This is a genomic window from Leptotrichia sp. oral taxon 417 (assembly GCF_013394865.1).
GTDB classification, from domain to species: domain Bacteria; phylum Fusobacteriota; class Fusobacteriia; order Fusobacteriales; family Leptotrichiaceae; genus Leptotrichia; species Leptotrichia wadei_A.
The window spans coordinates 2,055,251-2,077,822 of the sequence record NZ_JABXYV010000001.1 but is presented as its reverse complement, the minus strand read 5'-3'; the positions used below and the strand labels follow the sequence as shown (position 1 = coordinate 2,077,822).

At 27.7% G+C, this 22,572-nt stretch carries 28 protein-coding genes and 1 pseudogene; 23 read left to right on the top strand and 6 right to left on the bottom strand.

From position 1 onward, the window contains the following. Nucleotides 1-62 precede the first annotated feature (62 nt). The 23 genes and pseudogenes from HW276_RS09515 (at nucleotide 63) to HW276_RS11860 (ending at nucleotide 15,775) form a co-directional block, all read left to right on the top strand. Nucleotides 63-437, top strand: coding sequence for a hypothetical protein (locus HW276_RS09515; protein ID WP_218975008.1), 375 nt, complete (start codon nucleotides 63-65; stop codon nucleotides 435-437). A 68-nt stretch (nucleotides 438-505) separates the two neighbouring features. Beyond that, nucleotides 506-1,288 carry a hypothetical protein gene (locus tag HW276_RS09510; RefSeq protein WP_178938287.1) on the top strand — a complete coding sequence of 261 codons (783 nt, stop codon included), beginning with the start codon at nucleotides 506-508 and terminating at the stop codon, nucleotides 1,286-1,288. A gap of 34 nt (nucleotides 1,289-1,322) precedes the next feature. Continuing rightward, nucleotides 1,323-2,216, top strand: a complete 894-nt coding sequence (locus tag HW276_RS09505; RefSeq protein WP_178938286.1) for a hypothetical protein — start codon at nucleotides 1,323-1,325, stop codon at nucleotides 2,214-2,216. A gap of 16 nt (nucleotides 2,217-2,232) precedes the next feature. Continuing rightward, nucleotides 2,233-2,871, top strand: coding sequence for a hypothetical protein (locus HW276_RS09500; protein WP_178938285.1), 639 nt, complete (start codon nucleotides 2,233-2,235; stop codon nucleotides 2,869-2,871). Nucleotides 2,872-2,935: 64 nt separating this feature from the next. Further along, nucleotides 2,936-3,370 (top strand): hypothetical protein, encoded by a 435-nt coding sequence (locus HW276_RS09495; RefSeq protein ID WP_018499355.1) that lies wholly within the window; start codon nucleotides 2,936-2,938, stop codon nucleotides 3,368-3,370. Nucleotides 3,371-3,385: 15 nt separating this feature from the next. After that, nucleotides 3,386-3,862, top strand: a complete 477-nt coding sequence (locus HW276_RS09490; protein ID WP_178938284.1) for a phage head-tail adapter protein — start codon at nucleotides 3,386-3,388, stop codon at nucleotides 3,860-3,862. Between the two features lie 174 nt (nucleotides 3,863-4,036). Next, nucleotides 4,037-4,372, top strand: coding sequence for a hypothetical protein (locus HW276_RS09485; RefSeq protein ID WP_255460438.1), 336 nt, complete (start codon nucleotides 4,037-4,039; stop codon nucleotides 4,370-4,372). 27 nt (nucleotides 4,373-4,399) lie between these two features. After that, complete coding sequence (locus tag HW276_RS09480) at nucleotides 4,400-5,548, top strand: leucine-rich repeat domain-containing protein (protein ID WP_178938283.1); 1,149 nt, start codon at nucleotides 4,400-4,402, stop codon at nucleotides 5,546-5,548. A 2-nt stretch (nucleotides 5,549-5,550) separates the two neighbouring features. Next, nucleotides 5,551-6,027, top strand: coding sequence for a T6SS effector amidase Tae4 family protein (locus tag HW276_RS09475; RefSeq protein ID WP_178938282.1), 477 nt, complete (start codon nucleotides 5,551-5,553; stop codon nucleotides 6,025-6,027). A gap of 235 nt (nucleotides 6,028-6,262) precedes the next feature. Beyond that, a complete protein-coding gene (locus HW276_RS09470; RefSeq protein ID WP_255460437.1) occupies nucleotides 6,263-6,517 on the top strand; it encodes a hypothetical protein in 255 nt (84 codons plus the stop codon). Between the two features lie 41 nt (nucleotides 6,518-6,558). Then, a complete protein-coding gene (locus HW276_RS09465) occupies nucleotides 6,559-6,825 on the top strand; it encodes a hypothetical protein (RefSeq protein WP_178936919.1) in 267 nt (88 codons plus the stop codon). A 51-nt stretch (nucleotides 6,826-6,876) separates the two neighbouring features. Further along, a complete protein-coding gene (locus HW276_RS09460) occupies nucleotides 6,877-8,103 on the top strand; it encodes a sel1 repeat family protein (protein ID WP_178938281.1) in 1,227 nt (408 codons plus the stop codon). Nucleotides 8,104-8,178: 75 nt separating this feature from the next. Next, nucleotides 8,179-8,331: a hypothetical protein gene (locus HW276_RS11880; protein WP_255460436.1), complete on the top strand. Its 153-nt coding sequence runs from the start codon at nucleotides 8,179-8,181 to the stop codon at nucleotides 8,329-8,331. After that, the gene (locus HW276_RS11875) at nucleotides 8,331-9,110 is read left to right on the top strand and encodes a hypothetical protein (RefSeq protein ID WP_255460435.1); all 780 of its coding nucleotides are present in this window, start codon (nucleotides 8,331-8,333) and stop codon (nucleotides 9,108-9,110) included. Before HW276_RS11880 ends, HW276_RS11875 begins: the two co-directional genes overlap by 1 nt. Further along, entirely contained in the window at nucleotides 9,022-9,834 is an 813-nt protein-coding gene (locus tag HW276_RS11870) for a phage baseplate assembly protein V (RefSeq protein ID WP_255460434.1), read from the top strand. Before HW276_RS11875 ends, HW276_RS11870 begins: the two co-directional genes overlap by 89 nt. A 16-nt stretch (nucleotides 9,835-9,850) precedes the next feature. Further along, nucleotides 9,851-10,843, top strand: a complete 993-nt coding sequence (locus tag HW276_RS09450; protein ID WP_178938280.1) for a lipopolysaccharide assembly protein LapB — start codon at nucleotides 9,851-9,853, stop codon at nucleotides 10,841-10,843. After that, nucleotides 10,836-10,964 carry a hypothetical protein gene (locus tag HW276_RS11865; RefSeq protein WP_255460433.1) on the top strand — a complete coding sequence of 43 codons (129 nt, stop codon included), beginning with the start codon at nucleotides 10,836-10,838 and terminating at the stop codon, nucleotides 10,962-10,964. Before HW276_RS09450 ends, HW276_RS11865 begins: the two co-directional genes overlap by 8 nt. Before the next feature lie 95 nt (nucleotides 10,965-11,059). Continuing rightward, nucleotides 11,060-11,275 (top strand): hypothetical protein, encoded by a 216-nt coding sequence (locus HW276_RS09445; protein ID WP_178938279.1) that lies wholly within the window; start codon nucleotides 11,060-11,062, stop codon nucleotides 11,273-11,275. A gap of 67 nt (nucleotides 11,276-11,342) precedes the next feature. After that, nucleotides 11,343-12,101: a sel1 repeat family protein gene (locus HW276_RS09440; RefSeq protein ID WP_178938278.1), complete on the top strand. Its 759-nt coding sequence runs from the start codon at nucleotides 11,343-11,345 to the stop codon at nucleotides 12,099-12,101. Nucleotides 12,102-12,132: 31 nt separating this feature from the next. Next, a complete protein-coding gene (locus tag HW276_RS09435; protein ID WP_178938277.1) occupies nucleotides 12,133-13,455 on the top strand; it encodes a hypothetical protein in 1,323 nt (440 codons plus the stop codon). A gap of 154 nt (nucleotides 13,456-13,609) precedes the next feature. Further along, nucleotides 13,610-14,170 carry a hypothetical protein gene (locus tag HW276_RS09430; protein WP_178938276.1) on the top strand — a complete coding sequence of 187 codons (561 nt, stop codon included), beginning with the start codon at nucleotides 13,610-13,612 and terminating at the stop codon, nucleotides 14,168-14,170. A gap of 298 nt (nucleotides 14,171-14,468) precedes the next feature. Then, nucleotides 14,469-15,369 (top strand): annotated as a pseudogene (locus HW276_RS09425) (IS30 family transposase). Nucleotides 15,370-15,640: 271 nt separating this feature from the next. Beyond that, complete coding sequence (locus HW276_RS11860; protein WP_255460432.1) at nucleotides 15,641-15,775, top strand: hypothetical protein; 135 nt, start codon at nucleotides 15,641-15,643, stop codon at nucleotides 15,773-15,775. Between the two features lie 86 nt (nucleotides 15,776-15,861). On the opposite strand, the gene HW276_RS09420 is transcribed toward HW276_RS11860, so the two are convergent. From HW276_RS09420 to dnaK, 6 genes are all read right to left on the bottom strand, one after another. Further along, nucleotides 15,862-16,524: an MIP/aquaporin family protein gene (locus tag HW276_RS09420; RefSeq protein ID WP_178938275.1), complete on the bottom strand. Its 663-nt coding sequence runs from the start codon at nucleotides 16,522-16,524 to the stop codon at nucleotides 15,862-15,864. A 411-nt stretch (nucleotides 16,525-16,935) separates the two neighbouring features. Continuing rightward, the gene (dnaJ, locus tag HW276_RS09415; RefSeq protein ID WP_178938274.1) at nucleotides 16,936-18,126 is read right to left on the bottom strand and encodes a molecular chaperone DnaJ; all 1,191 of its coding nucleotides are present in this window, start codon (nucleotides 18,124-18,126) and stop codon (nucleotides 16,936-16,938) included. Between the two features lie 119 nt (nucleotides 18,127-18,245). Further along, complete coding sequence (locus HW276_RS09410) at nucleotides 18,246-18,728, bottom strand: phosphatidate cytidylyltransferase (protein WP_178938273.1); 483 nt, start codon at nucleotides 18,726-18,728, stop codon at nucleotides 18,246-18,248. Nucleotides 18,729-18,914: 186 nt separating this feature from the next. Then, a complete protein-coding gene (locus tag HW276_RS09405) occupies nucleotides 18,915-19,844 on the bottom strand; it encodes an aldose 1-epimerase family protein (RefSeq protein ID WP_255460431.1) in 930 nt (309 codons plus the stop codon). Between the two features lie 22 nt (nucleotides 19,845-19,866). Next, nucleotides 19,867-20,454 (bottom strand): hypothetical protein, encoded by a 588-nt coding sequence (locus HW276_RS09400; RefSeq protein ID WP_178938272.1) that lies wholly within the window; start codon nucleotides 20,452-20,454, stop codon nucleotides 19,867-19,869. Between the two features lie 257 nt (nucleotides 20,455-20,711). Continuing rightward, the gene (gene dnaK, locus HW276_RS09395; RefSeq protein ID WP_178938271.1) at nucleotides 20,712-22,538 is read right to left on the bottom strand and encodes a molecular chaperone DnaK; all 1,827 of its coding nucleotides are present in this window, start codon (nucleotides 22,536-22,538) and stop codon (nucleotides 20,712-20,714) included. Nucleotides 22,539-22,572: the final 34 nt, after the last annotated feature.

The following is a 22,572-nucleotide window of genomic DNA, read 5'->3' as shown; positions in this document are numbered from 1 at the left end:
AATTTGCAATTTAGAACGTAAAAGGACAAGGAGAAGAAATTTTATTAGAAAAGGAAAACATCTTGGATGTTAAATTTCTTTCAGAATCACCTTATGATTCAAATGCAAGGACAACTGATTTAGGAATTATTCTTGAAATCAAAGGGGAAATTTTGGCAGTTACAAATGGAGATGCTGAAGACGATACAAGAAAAGTTGCTCAATGGTCATTAGTACCTGCTGAGTCAAGCGATGCATACAGAACTGTATCATTAGAGGTAATATCCGCAGGACAAATGGTGAGAAAAATTGATATGACAAATGCGTTTGTTGTCGATTACGAAGAGGTCTATGGAAATCAGGCAGGAACTGGAACATTCTCATTGAAAATCAAACAGAAAAAAGAGAAAGTTAAAGAAGTTGCAATTGAAGGTGGATATGCTGCTCAGGAAGCATAATGTAACACAAGGAGGTAGACAATCCCGTCTATCTCCTTTTATTTTTATAGGAAGAAATTACAAAAATAATGTTTATAAATAAATATCCAGTTTTTAAAAAAGGAAATGTGCTGGAAAAAGAAAATTTGGATTTATTAAGGGATAACCCGCTTGAAGTGTTAAGCTTGATGTATTCTGATAAAAGTAATGGAATAATAAAAGGATTTGACTTAATACCTAATTATAGTGAAAGAATAGTTATAATTACAAAGGGAATGGCAAAATGCAATGGGGAACTTTTTTGGATGAAGGAAGATTATATATTTGATATGCCAAAACAAGAGGAACGGTATATATTAAAACTTAAATTAGTGTCAGATATAGAAGAAAGAAAATATTATGTAAGGGAAGGACGTTTTGTGCTGGAGCTTGGTGAAAATGTTAATGAAGATGAAATTGAGATAACAAGATTTATTACAAGAGAAGGGGCTGAATTGAGAAATGATTATCAAAATTTCAGGGATTTGAGAAGAGATTTTAACTTGATGGAGATTATAAATACAAAATATTCCTCAGCACATAAATGGGGAACTTTTCATCCACATGTATTAAAACTATGGGGAAAGGAAGTTTCAAAAAAGGAAAATCTTGATATTTTTGATATAAATTTCTATGTAACTTGTTTACAGCAAGAGGTTATAGAACGTGATGTTATAACTTCATATATAAATGCAAAACTTAATTTGACAGATGAAAATTATACAAATGAACAAATGTTCAGACATTTATTGACAATATTAGATAATTTAGGAACAGAAAGAAAAAAAGTTGAGAAAAAACGAATAATACCTAGAAAAATAATAGTAGAATAAAAATTTAAATAAAAAATAAAGAGGAGGAAAAATTGTGAAATTTAGAGTAAGTATAGCTGGAGGAAATAACAATACATCAAATAATCCGTTTGGAGGTTTAGGTAACGTTTCAGTTCCAAGTGTTGCAATGAACTTTGTATCAAATGGAGAAAATAAAAATCCAATTTCAAGTGCAATGGGAGGACTGACACAGCAAGGTGGGGTAATTCTTTCAAGTGATGAAATACTAGAAGTGTCTTACAGCACAAATCCAATATATGGTGAAACAATGAGTGCTTCTCAAAGTCAAGTAACATTAAGAATTGTAGGAAGATTACTTCCCACAGCTTCAGAAAACAATAGTCCTGAAGATGAAGGTGAAGGGATAGTCAGCGGGATAATGGGAACACTTGGTATGGGAACATTATTTAACCAATATAAAAGTGTAAAACACTTATTTGACAAAGATAATGAAGCAGGAGAAGAACTTCCAGAAGTCTCATTAAGCAGCAACCTCTTATCATCAAGCGGAATTACTGAATCAGTCGAAAAAAAAACAAAAGAAAGCAGTAAAAGCAAACTTGTTTCTCAAGTATTAGGAGTAAGTTCAGCACTTCCAATGACAAATTCGTTTACAAATGGAATAGGAAATAGCCTGAAAGGAATGTTTGGAGGACTTGGAAATTTCGGAGAAAGCAATTCATATGATCAAAATAAGCAGAATGTGAAAGAGCTATCATTGTGGGCAATGACTTATGGAGATGAAAAATCAACTAGGGATGTAATGGTGCAGACAGATTTGGGAGGAGGAAAGACGTTTGAGCTTTATTTTCCTAAAATGTATGTTTCTGGTTTTGATCAAAGATTTAATACTAGAGCTGGAGAAGGATATTTTGAATTAGAATTAAAACAGACAGCTTTCAATGAAAGTGATATAAATTTAAATTAAAAGGAAGTTATAGCATATGAATAGAAAAGGTAAAATAACAGCAATAGAAATTAATGAAATAAAAAATGCTTTAAAGTATGGTTATATACATTATAGAGAATTAGATAGTTTTTTTAGAAATAATCTTTTAGGCTCAGATCCATTAATGATAAGGACTTATGTTGAAGAAATTACATTTAAAGTAGTAAAAACTATAGAAGATAATATAAACCCAACTAAACTTCCTTATAATGCTACGAGAAATTATTATTATAAACTATACCAATATATTAAAAGATCAGGTACAATTTTTAGAATCATAGATGATGATGATAAATTAAGAGAAGTAAGAAACGGTCGAGAAGTTTATGAACATTTATCTTATTTATTGGCAGAAGGGAAATATAATAAAGAAGTTAGAAAGAGTAATAAAATAACCAAAATTATTCAAAGCATTATAGAAAAAGGTTTACAAGAAATGCAAAAAAAAGTTTCTTCATTTGTTTTTGGGCTTTTAGAAATAAAAGAAGTAGAAAACCAAAGAGATTTATTAATAATTTATGTATTATCTACTTTATCAGTTGATCAAAAAGAGATAGAAAGAATAATAAAAGAACTAGATTCAGAATTAAGAAAAGGAAAAGATGCTAATAACAATAATAAATATTTATTTTAAAGACGGATTCTTATAAAAATATTAGATATATATAAAAATTTTTTGAATTAAGAGGAAATATAATATGAAAAAATGTATAACTATAGTATTAATTTTTTTCTCATTAATTATTGTATTTATAATTAGAGAAAAACAAAATAATATAAAATGTAAAATAAATTCATTAGAAGAAGAAAAAGAATATTACTTTAATTCGTATCAAGAACTTAAAAAGAAAAATATAAAGTTATACAAGTTAGACGATAACCAAAATTTGGTGGAAGTAAAAAGTAGCTGGGATATCATAGTTTCTTTAGGAATGATTCTAAGTTATGGTGAAAGTAAACGAAATTTTTTTGATTCTAAAAAAGTTGTTTTAAGTAAAATGTTGGGGTTAGAAAAAAATGAAAAAAATATTTTAATTTATATTCCAAAAGAAAAAGAAAAAGATATACTTTCTAAAGCTTCGAAATATCAAAAAATGAATGCATGTAGTCTAATGGAAATATTAAAAAACTAAAAGAGGAAATCAACTATGAATAAATTTTTTAAATTAACATTATTGTTTGTTTCCATTATTGTGGTTATCTTACTTTATAAAAATCATTCAAAAAGAGTAAAAGTAAATGTGTCCGATTGTCCAAATAATCGCTATATGGCAAACAGAAAAGAATACTACCAAAAAAATTATAAAATTTTTAAGGAAAGGAACATAAAATTTTATATAGATGATGAAAATGGAAAAATGCGAGAAATTACTAATCAAGATGAGTTTTTTACTTCATTAAGAGAAGCCAAAGATTATGCTTATGAAATAGTTGGGGAAAAATGGTTTTATACAAAAAGAAAGTTATTTGGGATAGCATTTGGAATTGATAGGGAAGCAAAAATAAAATATATTTTAGTACCAGAAGAAGAAAAGAAAAATATATTAGAAAATATAGACAAATATCCTAAAAAGAATATAGAAGATAGATGTGTATTAGTAGAAGTGTTAAAAGGTAATTATTAAGAATATTAGAACTAAAATTAACTTTGGATTTTAAGTTAAAAAGTAAAAATGAAATATTAAAACTGAAAAGGGAGAATATATGACAGATTATTATAAAATACTAGGTGTTTCAGAAGATGCTGATGCAGCAGTAAAAGCAAACTTGTTTCTCAAGTATTAGGAGTAAGCTCAACATTGCCAATGACAAATTCGTTTACAAATGGAATAGGAAATAGCCTAAAAGGAATGTTTGGAGGACTCGGAAATTTTGGAGAAAACAATTTATATGATCAAAATAAAGAAAATGTGAAAGAACTGTCAATGTGGGCGATGACTTACGGAGATGAAAAATCAACTAGAGATGTAATGGTGCAGACAGATTTAGGGGGAGGAAAGACGTTTGAGTTGTATTTTCCTAAGATGTATGTAGATAGTTTTAATCAGGATTTTAGTGTTGGAAGTGGAGAAGGTTTTTTTATTTTAAAGTTAAAACAAACAGGATTTAATGAAGATAATAATACTTTAAAATAAAAATTATAAAAGTAATGGAGATAAGTGATGAAAATTAGAAAAATATTAATAAAAAATAGAATTATAATATTATTTATTTTAATTTTTTTTATTAATTGTACTAAAAAAATAAATAATAAGAATTTAGAAAAAAGAAATAGCACAGTAGATTTAAAAGAAAAGTATTTAAATTATGGAATAGATTTAGAAAATGTAAAAGATAATTTAGTGATATTAAAAAAAATAAATAATAATTATTTTATAAATTTTAAAGATCCTATTTTAGTAACTTGTAAATATAATAATAATAATAATATTGAAAAAATTTTTTTTGAAAATGTTAATTTAAACGAAATTTATAATATTGATTGCATTTCAAATTACGATAAAAATAAAGAATATTTAAAATGGTTTATTAATTTAAAAAGTATGGAAAATTATGAATCTAAAGATTTAAAAAATTTACCTCCTAAACTAAAAAAACAAATAGAAACAATATCAATTGATGAGTTTTATAGAGGAGATACCTTTGATATTAATGAAATTATTGAGTTTAAAAATTTAAAAAATATTACAGTGGTAGATAAAAAATTAAAAAACTTTAATAAAATGGAAAATTTTTTAGAAATAGAAGAAATTAATTTAGATTCTGTAGAAATAGTAGATAGTGATTTAAGTATTTTTGATAATAAGTTAAATAATTTTACTAAATTGATGAAGTTTAAAATTTTTGATGTGAAAGAATTTAAAAATATAAACATATTAAATAATTCCCCTAATTTAAAAATTTTAAACATTGCTGGAGTTGAGAACATCAAAAATATAGATATTTTAAAAAATTTTAAAAATTTAGAAGAAGTTGATATTTCCAATAATAAAATAAGTGATATTTCTCCATTAAAAAATTCTAAAAATATTAGAATACTATCAATAAGTAATAATTTAGTTAAGGATATTGAGGTAATAAAAAATTTTAAAAATTTAAAAGAAATTTATATTCCTCACAATAAAATAAAAGATTTAACTCCCTTGAAATCTTTAGAATTTTTAGAATACATTCTTTTAGATGATAAAACAAGTATAACAGAAATTAAAAAAATTTTACCTAAAAGATTATATAAAAATGCAAAAATATACACAGATGATGCTGCCTATTTAGGATTAATAGAAGTGTCTTATGAAAAAGGAGAAAATTAAAAATGTATAATATAGTAAAAAATTATCCAAGATATGAGACTATTAATAGTAAAGATTTAGTAAAAAAACTATTTAATTCAAGAAGATTACTAGATTTATCAGCCCCTAATACATGTGCAATAAGAGTATCAGAGGCTTTAAATAAAGCAGGAGTTACAATAGACGGTACTATTTTATCTGAAAATGAATATGAAAAAGGGAAAAATGGTAAATTGTATGTATTAACAGCTATGGGAATGAAAAGATATTTAGAAAAAAAATATGGAGGGCTTGCTAGATATTCTGTTAATACTCCTGAATTATATAGAAGATTTCGTCAATTACTAGGATCAGGAATTGTTATATTACAGCCAAATTCTAAAAGCTTTACAGGACATGCTGATATATGGTTTGAAGAAAAATTTGTTGGAAAGAATTATATACATAATAAATGGGTTAAAGAAGTTTATATTCTTCCAAGCTTTAAACTAAAAAAATAAATTTAATATTGCAAACTATAAATAAAATAAAAAACTAGATGATAGTAGCAATATATTTTAATTGTGAATAACTTTTTTATTTGATTGTCTATTAATTTATAGATAGAAGTTTTAATCTTTCAAATTTTAAAAAATGGAAAGGAGAGGAGTTTTATTTGGAAAATTATTATAAAACACTAGGTGTTTCAGAAGATGCTGATGCAAAAGAGATAAAGGCAAAATAAGAAAACTAGCGATGAAATATCATCCAGACAGGAATCCTGATGGTAAGAAAACTGAAGAAATTTTAAGACAATCAGCGAGGCGTATGAGATACTTGGAGATGAGAATAAAAGAAAAGAATACGATGAGAAGAGGAATAATAAGGGAAATGCTGGAAGTCAAAGATTTGGTGAGAAGAAATCAAGCAGGGCAGAACAGAATAGTGAATCAGCTAAAAGGGGGGCTGAGGCATTTTTCCGTAATTTTTCAGCAAATCCAAATGATATAAAGAATATGTTTGAAAGTGCTAAGGATGGTTTAAAGGAAGGGGTGAAACCAGAAAAAAATATATTTAGAGAAGTGTCAAGCGAATTAAAACCTAAAAAAGTAGGATGGAATATAATAAAAGAAAAATTAAAGAAAGCAACAGTGAATTATGAAGTGTACGATTATATAAATCATCATGTCCCAGAACACAGAAACTTTTTAAAATTTTTTTATCCTAGTAATAATCGATATAGACGGAGTATAGAGTATATGAAAAATAACAAGTATCTTATTATGACTGAAAAAGACAATACTAAACCATTGTTCTAAATAAACATCATAAAGTAAAATTTAATATTATTTTGTAGGAGAAAAATTATAATGAAAAAATTTATTTTGATAATCTTTTTTTGTATATTAATGAGTTGTGGAAATCGAGAAAAAGAAGTAATAATAGAAGATATTGATGATGTTTCTTTTCATCAGGAAAACAAAAAAAATCCTCAAAAAGCTCAATTAATGGCAAGAATTGCCTATGAATTGAACAGAGAAAACTATAAAGAAGCAGAAAAGTATTTTTTAAAAGTGGCAAAATATGACAAAACTGCTTATGTTTCAATTGCAGATATGTATTATGAACATATTGATGAAAATGAAGGGAAAAAGAGGTATGAGATAGCTTTTGAAAAAGGAAATAAAAAGGCAGGTACAATTTTAGGTATGATTGCTGAGGATAATAATGATTATAAAAAGGCGGAAGAATGGTACAAAAAATCATTGGATAAAGAGAATGTATTAGGATATAAATCTTTTGCTACGTTTTTATATAAAACAAATAGGAAAAATGAGGCTGAGAAATATTTTATAGAAGCTGGAAATCGCAAAGATGCGGATTCGATGTTATACTTAATAAAAATATATTATATGAAAAAAGATAATGAAAAATTGAAATACTGGCAAGATAAAATATTAAATACAAAAGAAATTTTTAGATTTGATGATGAAGCAAATGATTTACTGGAATACAGTTTATCAAAAGATAGAATGGATAAAGAGTTCTTTGAGTTGTATATAAAAGGAGAGGAAAGTATTTTAAAAAAAGATTATGATACAGCAGAAAAATATTTTTTACAAATGGAGAAGTTAAAAAAAGAAGGAATTTTGTATACAGCTGATTTTTATTATCGTTTTAAGGATGAAAAAGAAAAAGGGATGGAAAAATATAAAAAAGCATATGAAAATGGTTTAAAGAAAGCTGCTGTTTTTATAGGAATTATTGAGCATAGAAATAGAAATATTGATGAAGCAAAAAAATGGTATAGGATAGCAGCGAATGCAGAATACACTGATTCACAAATATATTTAGCACAAATTTTGGAAGAAGAAGGTTATAAACTCGAATCTTTTGATTTGTACTTAAAAGCAGCTGAGCTAAAAGATTATAGAGCAATTGATTATTTGTTAAAATATTATTATAGAGAGAAAAATTTGAAAGAAATAAAAAAATGGGTAGATGTAGTTAAAAAATCAAATGGATTAAAAAATTATAGTGAAGCCTATAGTGGAAGAATAAAGGAATATGAAAAATTTTTAAATAAAAATAATTAAAATTTATAGTTAGAAAAGTTATAATTGCAAATCAATTTTAATTTAAAATAAAAAATATAAAAGGTAGGTTAAAAAATGGAGAATAATTTAAATAATCAAGAGCCTGTAGAATTTTTTTCAGCTGAAAGAATAAAGGTAGAAATTGATGGACAGCAGATACTTTGGAGAGATATGAATCTTGAAATAGATTCAAAGATAGGGGAACATACAATTGGGAAAATAAAATAATGGCATCACCAAACCAGTTAAGTTTATACGATGCCCTGATAGATAAAAAAGGCGACAAGACAATAGTAGTTACAGGAAGAAGCAACATATCGGATGAAGCAGGAAATGCTACAGATAAAATATTCTTAAATGGAGCTATAAGCAAACTTAGGATAAAGGAAACAAAGGCAGGAGCGTTGGCAGTTGAATTATTGTGCAGTTCAAAGAGCATACTTCTTGACAGAATACCAAGATACCGTTCATTTCAGGATCCGACACTTACATATATAGATATAGCACAGGAAGTGAATAAAAATTATAATGATGGAGAAACATTGGTAAATGTAGGGGAAGATATGAAAGAAGTCTCAAGAATGACAATCCAGTATAACGAAACAGACTGGGAATATATAAAAAGACTGGCTTCATATACAGGACAGCCAGTAATCCCTTATTATGATAAAGTGCTAGTTGGATTCTTGAAAAATCAGGCTGTGCAGACACCGAATACAACATATTCCCAATATGGAAAAAGCAAGAAAAATAAAAGGACAATGTATAAAATAACAGGAACAGAAGTATATCCCGTTTCAGCCCCAATAAAATTAAAGACTAGAAACAGGGCAGGCGGAGAAGAAACTGAAAACGACTATTACGTTATAGAAACCAGAATATACAACGAAGGAAATATGTTAAAATGTGAATACACACTTGGAAAACAGACAGACTACGATACCACACGAAAAGATAAGAGGAGCAGTAATAGAGGCGAGAACAGTACATATTGCAAGAACAGATGAGAGCAAGAGTGAGCATGGAAGAACTGATGGGAGTTCAGATAATCTTGAAGGCAGAACAATTGGAGCAAAGCCACTTAATAAGTATATAGAAAAAGCTGAAAATCAAAATGCAAACGTAAAAGAAAGAGTTAAAGCAAGTGATATAGCTGTAATGATATTAGATTTAACGGAAGGATTTCTAAAATTGGGAGAAAATGGGCAGTCTTTTGAAGATAAGTATGCAGGAAAGAGTTATTTTCCATATGTAACTCCGTATAGTCAAAGTAATACAGGGTTTACACCAGCACCAGAAGCAAATGACAGAGTGGCACTCTATTTTCCGAATGGAAATGAAACACATGCAATAGTTTTAGGAGCGGTTAATAATGATGGAAATGGTAGATTTACTGATGTGGCTAACAGGAATTATCATGTTGGAGATTCGGACTTTAATATGGTGCTTGCGACTAATAGTTTGTCAACAATGGCGGCAAGTTCAATTTCACAGACTGCTAGCAGTATATCGGAAAGTGCGGACAGTATTTCTGAGAGTGCGGGGAATATAAACAATATAGCTAATAGTTATTCTGAAATTATTAAAAACGAAAAAGCAATTTTAGCAAAAAATATTGTACAAGTTGCTCAAGAAAATATTGATATGCAATCAAATGGAGATACAATTGTGAATTCAGATGGATTTTCTGTAGTAAATGGTGGAGCAAATGTATTTATAAATAAATCTTAGTATAGAGGTGATATAAATGAAAAAATTTTTTTTAATTGTTATTTTAAGTTTATTTTTATTAAACTGTTCTAATGATACAAGAAAAGGAGAAAAAGAAAAATTAATTCAGGCAAAATCAGAAATAAAAAAAATAGGGAAAAATCCCTCAAAAGAAGAAATTAATAAAATTTATGTGAAAGGTTTAGAATTAAATAAAATATATCCTGAAATTTCAAAAAAATATTTTGAAAGTATAGAAAAATATGATGCAAGAGCAGGTTATCAAATAGCATTATACTATCAATTTAAAAATAAAAATATTTATCTAGAAAAATTAAAAAAGGCTTCAGATAGAGGCATTGAAGAGGCAAGTAGAAAATTAGGAGAATACTATTTTACAAATAAAGAATATAATTTAGCAGAAGAGTATCGATTAAAAACTTTAGAACAAGGAAATTATTCCTATGAAAATTTTGATCAAGCATTATTTTATTTGACTTTTACTTCAAATCCAATAAGTTATACCAATAAAATAGAAAATTTTTTAAAAAAAAATGAAGATAATATAAATATTAAATTATTAAAAGCTAGATACTTAGTAAATCAAAAAAAATATGTAGAGGCTGAAATTTTATATAAAGAATTAATACAAGAAAGTTTTAAAGACAATGAATATGTTGCAGAAGAATTATTAGGGAAATTTTATATAGAAACAGAACAATATGAAAAGTCAGAAGAATATTTATTAAAAACATTAAAAAAATATGGAAATCGTAAAAAAACAATCGATATTTTATTTAATTTGTATATTAGGACAAATTCTAATAGTAAAATAAAAAAATTAATTCTTAATTTATCAGAACCTGAAAGAGAAAAATATTTGTTTAAATTAGCAGGATATTATAAAAATAAAAAAAAATATAATGAAGCTAAGAAAATTTATGCAGAATTAGTTAAAAAAGATAAGAAATATGATAAATATTTAAAAAAATTAGAATATTTGATAAAGGATTTGGGTAAAAATGAGTAAAAAAAATATATTTATTAAAATGTGGAATGGTTTTCTTACAACTTTAAATGATTTTGCTCATTGGAAAGAAAATGAAAAAAAGCAAGAAAAACAGCAGAAGAAGCAGAACTTATATTTTTAGATAAAAAATGGAATGGAAGTTATATAACCTTTGGTGCAAGATTATGGTGTTCTAAACAGGAAGCTTCCGTTTATGAAGAAACTGGAAATAGCATAATGTTTACCCCAACACATGCTAGTGCTTTTTATAAATTAAATGAAAATAGTAGAATGGGTACAACAGTAGACAAAGATCCAGAAATTTTTTATATACAAGGTACCATAAAATGTACAAAGAGTGGAAATTGTATAATAAATAATTGTGGTGCAGATGAGTGGGAGGAAACGTCAGATGTTATGATAGAAGAAGGAAGAAAAAGCAGGAAATTTTGAAAAGGCGGAAAAATGGTACAAACGAGGTGTAAAGAATAACAAAGGATTATCTGCATATGCATTAACAATGTTTTATTACAATAGAAATGATAAGGAAAAATCTAAAATATATTTAAGGCAGGCTGCTAATAAAAAAGAAGGCCAAGCAATTTATTTTCTTGCAAAAATGTACTATAAAGAAAAAAATTGGGAAGAACTAAAAAAATGTCAAAAACAAATACTAGAAGAAAAAGAAATTTATCGTGTTAAAGATTATATGAAAAAAGACATTGAATACATGCTTGGGACGGAAAAAGAAAAGCAGTATTTTGATTTAACAGAGGAAGCAAATAAATTTGTTGAAAAAAAAGATTATGAAAAAGCTGAAAAAATATTTTTAGAAGCTGCAAAACTTAATAATGAAGGTTATTATGAAATAGCAAAAATGTATGTAGATATATCAAATGAAAAAGCCGTTGAAAAGTATAAAATTGCTTATGAAAAAGGAGTTGCAAGAGCAGCAGGAGATGTTGGATCATATTACTATGATGAGAAAAAAGATGTGGAAACGGCTAAAAAATGGATTCAAATGGCAATTGATGGGGGAGATGTTGATTCTAATTTTTATTTGGGCGAGATTTATGAAGATGCAGGAGATTTAAGACAGGCATTAAAATATTACTCTATTCCTGCTAATAATAAAAAAGCAATAGCAATGTCGATAGCAAGAAGTTTAGCTTCTGAATTGGGTGATAAAAAATTAGCTGACTACTGGTATAATAAAATATTTTCTGAGCCAGGTATAGAACAATTGAGTGAACAATTAGTTATAGGACTGGGTAAATAAAAAAATTTTAAGTATAATTGGAGAAGTGTTTATGAAGTTAGGAAAAATAGAAAAATATAAACTTAAAATATTATTAACATATAAATTATGTCAAAATTCAATGAAAAAAGAAAGTATTTTAAAAAGTCAAAAAATAAATATTCAAAATATTACTGATGAAATAACAGGAATAGAATTTTTTAAAAATGATGAAAACTATAATACAAATCTTGAATTACAAATTTTAAAGGAAATAAAAGAAGATAATAATGTTTTCATAATTGATTTTTCCAATAAAAATAATCCTCAAATTTTAAATAAGGAGTTAATTGTTGAAAATATAGATAAAAATTTATTTAAATATTTTAAGGACAGAAATGAATTTGCCAACAGAATTCATCTTACGATTTTCAATTATAAAAAGTTAATTAGTTCAGATTATTTTGGAAGGCTTCTGTTTACTGAAACTCCACTTTCATTTTTATTTTTAGATATTTATGATAAACAAATTAATGATGAGAATGAATTTGAGGTGGAATATATTATTCAGTCAATACCAATAGATGAAAAAATACCTGTTAAACTAATATTCAAGTTGGATGAAGAAGAAAAAAATAATATAAAATTGAATTTCAGGATGGACTATTATGATAACAGGATGAGCAGGAATGTACTTGTTTCAAAGGTTCGGGATTTGTTAAAAAAGGAAATCTTTGAAAAGATGGATTTTGATCTGGGTTTATCAGGATATTATATTTTGGACAAGGAAAATTTTAAGATAAAGGGAATAAAAGCGGAACAGAAAATTAAAATAGATGATAAATTATACAAAAGGAAATTTTTTATAAAAGAAGAAATTGAAAATGAAGAGTCAGAGATAAAATCAAATGAAGAAATTACTGAAAAAGATAGTTTGTTGCAAGTCAAAACCCAAAAAGTTGAAAAACTAAATGAAAATAAATTGACTGAATTAGAAAAAACTTCATTTAAAAAGCCTAAAAAACCCAAAGAACAAACTTACGACAATATCCGCAACAGGCTACTTCCACTTCTAAGAGAAGATGATAAAATAATATTTCCAAAAGAAGAGTTTTTAGAAAGAGTGAAACTTTTTGATGAAGCTGAAAAAATGAGGACATTTAATGTGATAAAGTCGGCTGTTGAACATGATAATTATTGTGTGAAATTTGAAAAAGGCAAGACAATAAGGAAATATGAAGTTATAAAGGCTTTTGGAGAAATGCTGGGAATTGCTATTGGAGAGGAAGTTGTGGAAAATGTGGAAGAAACAGAAGTAGAAGAAGAAAAGAAATTTACGCCACAGCAGTTGAGGAAGAAATATTTTCTCAAAAGAATGAAAGGGGAAGACAAATAGAAATAAGAAAATTAAGGATTTTTAAAAAAAGAGGTTTTGAAGGTTTTTGAAGAAATTTTTGATGTGTAGTTTTAATTTAAATTAAGGGGTTGATGATAGAATGAGGAAAATTTTGTTATAAAAACTGAATTGATGAAGAAAGGAAAAAATAAAAATGAGATTATTTTATGAAGACGAATTGAGAAGAAAGTCGTATAACGAGATGTACCAGATTGCAGTAGAGGAAAAACTTGTGGATATATATTTGGAGAATCCTACCAGGGAGGAACTGATAAATATTCTGTTAAAATTTAGAGGGGCAAGGCCAGATTACAGTATTAATAAATATAATGAAAATGGGCTTCCTATGGTTCAAGCTCTGTTTGATGACAAGTTAAGTGTTAGGATTCACCACGAAAATGAGATAAAGATACCGCACAAGATAATTTTGTATAAGGATTTGAATTTAACAAGGGAAGATAACTATAAGATAATTATTCCTGATAAAATTGGGAATGCAAATGTATTTTTGGTAAATGCAAATAACTATGTCTGTGGAATATTTAATCTTGAGAAGGATCTTGAAAAAAATGATGAATACTATTTGACGTGCAAGACAGAGTTTTTAAGGGTAGAAAAGTTAAGAAATAATAAATTTTCATTTTTATTCTTTAAGTCAGATGACCTGAAATATATAGACTTTGAAGGACTTTTGAATGTTCCAATGAGAAACTAATATTGAGTGAATTATCAGAAGGAGAGTTTGAGTTGGTAGTTAAACAAAGTCCAAATTCAGTGAATAGAATGGAAGTGGGCAAAATGAGGTTTAATTTTGTGGTTTTATTTTTACTGTTAACCGCTATTGCTAGTGCAATTCCTCTAAATGAAGTTAGCGGAATAAAGAAATTGAGTAACTGCAATGAATGATAGATTGTATAATAAAATGCAACAAATTTTAAAATAAAATAGAACTCATGATAATTTCGTGTTAAAATGTTAGTAACCACAAAAACATTAACGAAAGGAAATATATCATGAGTCATAAATATTTTACCATAAATGAAAGAAATAAACTAGAGGTTTTGCTAAAAGAAAATTACAAAATAGCTAGAATTACTGAAATTCTTGAAAAAGATAGGACTACTATTTATCGAGAAATTAAGAGAGTTAAAGGTGAATACTGTGCTGAAAAAGCTCAAATAAATGCCAATTAAAAAAGGTAGAAATTACAAAATCACTTCTGAATTAAAGAATTTGATAGAGTCTAAACTTTGTGAAAGGTGGTCGCCAGAACAAATTGTAGGACCAGAACTAAAAGGAAAATTATCTTTTAAAACTATTTACAACTGGCTGTATAAGAATTTTTTTGATGTATCAAGAAAAGGAAAAACAGCGAAAACTAAAGAAACGAGAGGAAAATTTAATATTGGAAAGTCAATTAGTGAAAGACCAGAAGAAGTCAAAAAAAAGAAGTTTTTGAACATTGGGAGTTGGATTCCGTAGTTTCGTCAAGAGGAGAGAGCAAAGCTTGTTTTGCAACATTTGTGGAGTTAAAGACGAGATTTTATGTAGCAATAAAAATGCCAGATAGAAGTAAAAATTCGATGTTGGAAGCAATAAAGCAGTTAACATCAAATATTCCGAAAGAAGTTTACATCAGATAGAGGAAAAGAATTTTCATGATGGAAAAAAGTAGAGGAAATGGGAATAGATTTCTATTTTGCAGATCCTTATTGCTCATGGCAGAGAGGATGCAATGAAAATAGTAACGGTCTTCTAAGAGAATTTTAACCAAAGAAGACCGATATATCAAAAGTAGAAACAGAAGACTTGCTAAGAACCTTAATGCTAATAAATTCAAGACCTAGAAAATGTTTAAACTATGCAACACCATTTGAAAAATTTTTACATGAAATTAAATTTGAGGAAATTTGAAAAATGTTGCATTTAATATTACAATTTAGGGTGAGAATTTGAAATTTTATGAAAAGAAATTTTAAAAAAGTAACTGAAATTTTACTGGCAACTTACTGACAACTTTTATCTTTCAAATACACATTTTTAGCTAAATAACTATGCGTGGGCACCATTTAAACAAAAAAATAAATATAGTATTTATATTAACATAAAGATTCATAAAGTTATTGTGGATGATTTATGTTTTTTTTTATTAAAATTTCAATTTCTTGTTATGATGAAGCTGGAAATGAATTGGGGAAGACAGGAAGATACAGTTGATAATGCTGGGATAAATGAGAAATGGGAATTTAAAGCTGCATTTATAGGAACTAAACTCGAAAGATGTGATGTTGACAATAGTATTAGGATTTTAAAAAAATAAAAATTAAATAAAAACTGCACTTAAATAAATAAGAAATGCAGTTTTTTTAGTTTATTTTTAAAAGGAAAAATAACTTTTAATTTTCGTTATTCTTCAATTTCAGCAGATAACCATTTATAACAAAGGGCTGCTAATGCTCCACCAATTAGAGGTGCTACAATAAATACCCAAACTGATGTTAATGCATCTCCACCCATAAATAATGCTGGGCCAAAACTTCTTGCTGGATTTACAGATGTTCCTGTAAAGTGAATTCCAAAAATATGAATTAAAGTTAATGACAAACCGATTACTAATCCTGCAACCGCTCCATTTGAGACTTTTGAAGTGACTCCTAAAATTGCGATTACAAATACAAATGTTAAAATAATTTCAATTAATAATGATTTTCCAATACTTGCATCAAATAATCCGTTTGTACCTAATCCATGTTCTTTTCCAATCAATGACATTAAGATAAATGCTCCAAAGATTCCTCCTAAAAATTGAGCAATAACATATCCAATAAAGTCTTTAATGCTCATTTTTCCTGATAATAAAACTCCGATCGAAACTGCAGGGTTGATATGGCATCCTGATATGTTTCCGATTGAGTAGGCCATTGCTACGATTGATAATCCAAATGCAAAGGCTGTTGCTAAGTAGGCGACATTGACTTCGCTACCTTTTGTACCTAAAACTGCTGCAGTTCCACAACCGAATAGAACTAGGACAGCTGTACCAATAAATTCTGCTACATACTTTTTCATTGTACTTTTCCTTCCTTTTTTTAATTTTTTGAATTAATTAATATTATACTTTAAAATAATGTGATTTTTGTTATTATTCTATTATAATATTCTTGTTTTTAGGAATATATTCAAATTCTTTTGATATTAGTATTTGATATATTTGATAACTTAAGTTTTTTACCTGCTTCAGGATATTTGTTTTACTAAATTTTAAGTTTACATAGTTATCAAAGGTTTATTGTTCTCAATATTAAATTTCATTAAATTAAAATTATATTTTATTTATTGACAAAAGTCTTTAATCTTTGTAAGTAAATCTGGTATCAAAGGGAATAATAAAAAAATACTCCAATTAATTTAAATCAGAGTATTTTTATTTAAATATAGTATAATTTTTATCAATCTTTATTTTTATGATTGCCAGAATTTTCAATTTTCAAATTTACTGAAAAATCTTTTTATTTTGTCTTTAAATGAATGAGCTTTTTTATAATTTTTCTTATTGTCAAGCGAACCGTCAAATTCACGTAAAATTTCCTTTTGCTTGTCAGTAAGATTTGTTGGAGTTTCTACTTTTATTTCTACAATTTCATCTCCTCTGTTTTCACTTCGGCTATATTTTATTCCTTCATTTTTCAATCTAAAGATTTTTCCGTTTTGAGTTCCTTCTGGAATTACAATTTTTTTCTTACCATTAAGTGTAGGTACTTCTACTTCGCCACCTAAAATAGCTGTTGTCATTTTTAAAGGAACTTCACAACGAATGTCATATTCACTTATTCTATCAAAAATATCATGTTTTGCAACAGTTATATATACTCTTAAATCTCCAAAGATTCCACCGTTTGCTCCTGCATCTCCACATCCTCTTACTATTAATTTTTGTCCAGTTTGAAGACCTGACGGGAATCTTACCTTTTTCGTAAATGTTTCTCTTTCCAAACCTGTTCCATGACAAGTATGACATTCTTTTTCAGGTATTTTTCCAGTTCCGTGACACTTATCACATTCTTGTATTCCGCTTGCCATTCCAAATAATGTTCTTTGCTGAACTTTTATATGTCCCGAACCATTACATTTATCACATGTTTTTGTACCGTGTCCAGGTTCAGCACCGCTTCCATGACAAGTGTGACATTGTCCATTTCTTTTATATTTTAATTCTTTTTCTACACCAAAAGCCACTTCTTCAAGAGTTAATACCAAGTTGTATCTTAAATCATCTCCTCTATGCACTTTTGGTCCTTGACTTTGAGCTTGACCTCTTCCACCAAAAAAACTTCCAAAGCTTCCAAAAATATCTCCTAAATCTTCAAAATCAAATCCGCCAGCACCGCCAAAACCTTGTCCACCGAAGCCTTGTCCACCAAAGCCACCTGCTCCAGCTCCTCCATTTTCAAATGCCGCATGTCCATACTGGTCATAAGCCGCTCTTTTTTGCGGATCGCTTAATACTTCATTTGCTTCCTGTACTTCCTTAAATTTGGCTTCAGCTTCAGGATTATCCTTATTTCTATCTGGATGATATTTTTTCGCCATACTCCTATACGCTTTTTTTATATCCTGTTCCGAAGCGTTTTTAGGTACGCCAAGCACTTCATAATAATCTTTTTTTGCCATTTTCTATCTTTTATCCTTTCCGCTTCTGCAAATTTTATTTTATCTATTTATGTTTTTTATTTTTTATAAATTATAATTATTTATTCAAAAACTTTAATTTTATTTTTGGTACAATAAATTTAAATACTTCCAATTAAACTTATTAATCCAAACAATATTAACATTTCGTTAGTTATATTTTCTACACCTCTAAAGTACAATATAGAACCTGGATTTTTATAAAATACAAATAGTACTGTTAAGGCAATTAATAAATATAAAATCCCTGTAATGGAATCCTTTCCTTTTCTAGACTCTCTTATTTTATTAAAAATTGAACTAATTGAAATAAATATGGCAACTCCATATAAAAATGATTTAAAACTTATATTCAATTGAAATATATGAATTAAAACTAATAAAAAAGTTTCAACAATCGCATTTCCAAATCCTATTTTTAGTGATTTGCTAACGAAAAAACAAATTCCTAACATGATTATAAAATATATAATTATATGTAAATTAAAGAAATTAATGCCATAATTATAAAATAATCTTCCAAACGAAAATGCACCTACAAAAATTGAAAACTTTTTTAAATTATTTTTTAGTACATCTAACATTTTCACTTCCTTCTATTATAATTCCATAAAAATATTGTCAACTAATGGAACTTATAATTTTTTAGTCTACATTAAACCTTAAATATCATACTAAAAATATAATTGTTTAATAATCAGTTTTAAAGTTAATTGAATATATTATAACTTAATTTTCCAATAAATCCAATATAAAATTTAAATTTTTGTTTATTTTTTTCCTTCAATAACTAATTTTGCAAAAAATTCCTCTCCAGCTTCCAATTTCAAAATTCCAATTTTTTCTTCTAATTTCCCGCTCGTATTCTCAAAATCAGAAATTCCATACCAAGGCTCTATGCACACAAACGGAGCTTTCGATTTGCTCCAAAATGCAACATAATGAAAACCTTTATATTTAACACTTAACTCTTTTGAATTTTTACTATTTTTTATCACAACCTTTTCTGATTTCAAGTCTTCAAAAATTATCGCATCATCATCAAACACTGTTTCAGTAATATGCAATTTATTTTCATTATTCAAGCAATCAGCTTTTTCATCTAAAACAAGCCCTTTTTCATTCAATTTATATTTCTTTGAAGTCTCATTTTTCTCAAATTCCAAATAATAATCACTCAATTTTATGTCATCATTTACATCAAGTGCAAATGCAGGATGTGTTCCAAGCGAAAAATATATATCAGAATCATTTTTATTCACAACATTATACCCGATCTCCAGAGTATTTCCAACAATTGTATAAGTTATAAACAATTCAAACTCAAACGGATACTTCTCCAAAGTTTCCTTATTAGAAGAAAACCTAAACTTCAAAAAGTTTTCAGACTTCTCAACCAGTTCAAAATCCTCAGTCCGAGCAAACCCATGCCGTGTAGAAATTTCATACTTTTCCCCATCAAAACTATAAGCCCCATTTTTTATAGTTCCAACAAACGGAAACAGCACAGGCGAAGTAGCAGCCCAAAACTCAGGCTTTCTGTCCCACATAAACTCTTCTCCATCCACTTTATAACTTCTTAATTCCGCTCCTCTATCTGCAACTGCAATTTCAACATTCCCATATTTTAGGGTATTTATTGTACTTTCCATCTTTAACACATCCTTTTTTAAAGATTTTCTCAAATTTTTATACATCATTTTATCATCCTATTTGTTTAAATTACATTTCAGTCTCAAGTAAGGCTCTATATTTTTCTAATTTGTTTACTTCTTCTTCAGAAAATAAACAACATCTTCTATCTTTATGTAATTTAGCCATTTTTTTTAATTCATCATATGCTATTTTCTTTCTGTCTGATTTTAGTTTATTTTTATCATACTTTTCAATAAAAGAAGAAAGCACGTTTAATCTTTCAATTAATTCTATTTTTTCTTCTATTTTAAGCTGTTCTTTATACAATATCATACAAGATATTAATAAAAATAAACTTTCAGGGGTATTTTTTAAATCTAACAAATTTATTTCATTTCCATTTTTTAAGTAATGTACTACTGTGAATAATACGGTGATCAAACTTATTACTATTAAAATTATTTCCATTAAGTAAAATTCTGTATCAGAATCTTTTCCGAATTTTATATACCCAAGTTTACCATGTATTGCTAAAAATAAAACGAAGAATATAAAAAAACCACCAAAAACTGCTATATATAATAATATAGAATTTGCCCCCTTTTCTAATGACAATTTTCCTACGAATATGCCAAAAAAAATAGCTCCAAGTAGAATTGAAAATTTTTCTATCACTTTTAAAAGTAAAGGTCCCATTGTTTTCCTTTCTTGATTGTATAAAATAAATTTCTACAATCTTTTTTATTTTAATTATATAAGAAAATGAAACAATATTCAAATTTTTTTATTTACAGAATCGATTGAGTTCATTGAGATTCATTGAATTTATTATTTTTTATAATAATTTTATTTTAACAATTATTTTTTGCAAAAGAAGGAGAACTAATTCCCCTTCTCATTCCTATTTTTCACTTTAAATTTCTATTTCTTAATTAATCCACAACTTCTGCATCTTCCACATCATCAGAACCAGAATTATTGTTATCTCCAGCTGTTTCTCCACCTTGTGCTTGTTGTTGAGCCGCTGCTGCTTCTTGGTACATTCTAGTTGCAAATCCTTGAGATACTTTCGACAATTCTTCGATTCCTTTTCTGATTGCTTCGATGTCGTCTCCATCTTTTACTTTCTTCAATTCTTCGATTGCTTTTTCGATGTCTTCTTTTTCAGTTCCTTGCAATTTAGATTCATTTTCTTTTATAGTTTTTTCAGTTGCAATTACTAATTGGTCAGCTTGGTTTCTAGCTTCTACTAATTCTTTAAATTTAGCATCTTCAGCTTCATTTGCTTCAGCATCTTTTTTCATTTTTTCGATGTCTTCTTTAGATAAATTAGATGAACCAGAAATTGTTACTGTGTTTTCTTTTCCTGTTCCTAAATCTTTAGCAGATACATGCACGATACCATTTGCATCAATATCAAATGTTACTTCGATTTGAGGTACTCCTCTTGGTGCAGGTGGGATGTCGTTCAAGTTAAATTCTCCTAATTTATGGTTGTCAGCCGCTCTAGCTCTTTCCCCTTGCAATACAACGATTGATACTGCTGGTTGATTATCTGCTGCTGTTGAGAATACTTGTGATTTTTTAACTGGCACAGTAGTATTTCTATCAATGATCTTAGTAAATACTCCACCCATTGTTTCAATTCCTAATGACAATGGAGTTACATCTAATAACAATACGTCTTTAACGTCTCCCATTAATACTCCACCTTGAATAGATGCTCCTGCTGCTACAACTTCATCAGGGTTAATTGATTTATTAGGTTCTTTTCCAAAGAATGATTTAACCCATTCTTGAACTGCTGGGATTCTTGTTGATCCACCAACTAATAAGATTTCATCAATTCCACTTGGATCTAAGTTTGCATCTTCTAACGCTTGTTTAACAGGCCCTTTAGTTGCTTCAACCAAGTCTTTTGTCAATTCATCAAATGCTGCTCTAGTTAATTTCTTTTCCAAATGTTTTGGTCCACTTGCATCCATTGTGATGAATGGTAATGAAATTTGTGTTTCTAATGTAGTTGACAATTTTTTCTTAGCATCTTCTGCTGCATCTTTCAATCTTTGAATTGCCATTTTATCATTTCTTAAATCAATTCCAGTTTCTTTTTTAAATTCATCAGCTAACCAGTCAATAATTTTTTGGTCAAAGTTGTCTCCACCTAAATGGTTGTTTCCTGAAGTTGAAATAACTTCTACTACTCCATCTCCAATTTCCAATACTGATACGTCAAATGTACCTCCACCTAAGTCAAATACTAGCACTTTTTCTTCTTTTTTCTTATCCAATCCATAAGATAATGCTGCTGCTGTTGGTTCATTAATAATTCTTTTTACTGTAAGTCCTGCAATTTCTCCTGCATCTTTAGTTGCTTGTCTTTGAGCATCAGTGAAGTAAGCTGGTACAGTGATTACTGCTTCTGTTACAGTTTCTCCTAAATAGCTTTCAGCATCTTTTTTCAATTTTTTCAAAATCATTGCTGAAATTTCTTGTGGTGTATAATCTTTTCCATGAATATTTACTTTATAATCTGATCCCATTTGTGTTTTAATTGAAATTACTGTTGAATCAGGATTTGTAATCGCTTGTCTTTTAGCAATTTCCCCAACTATAATTTCTCCATTATCTTTAATATTTACTACTGAAGGTGTAGTTCTTCCTCCATCACTATTTGGTATTATCGCAAAGTTTCCACCTTCCATAACTGCCACGCAGCTGTTTGTTGTCCCTAAATCTATTCCTATTATTTTACTCATATATATCATTCTCCTTAATTTTCAATTTATTTAA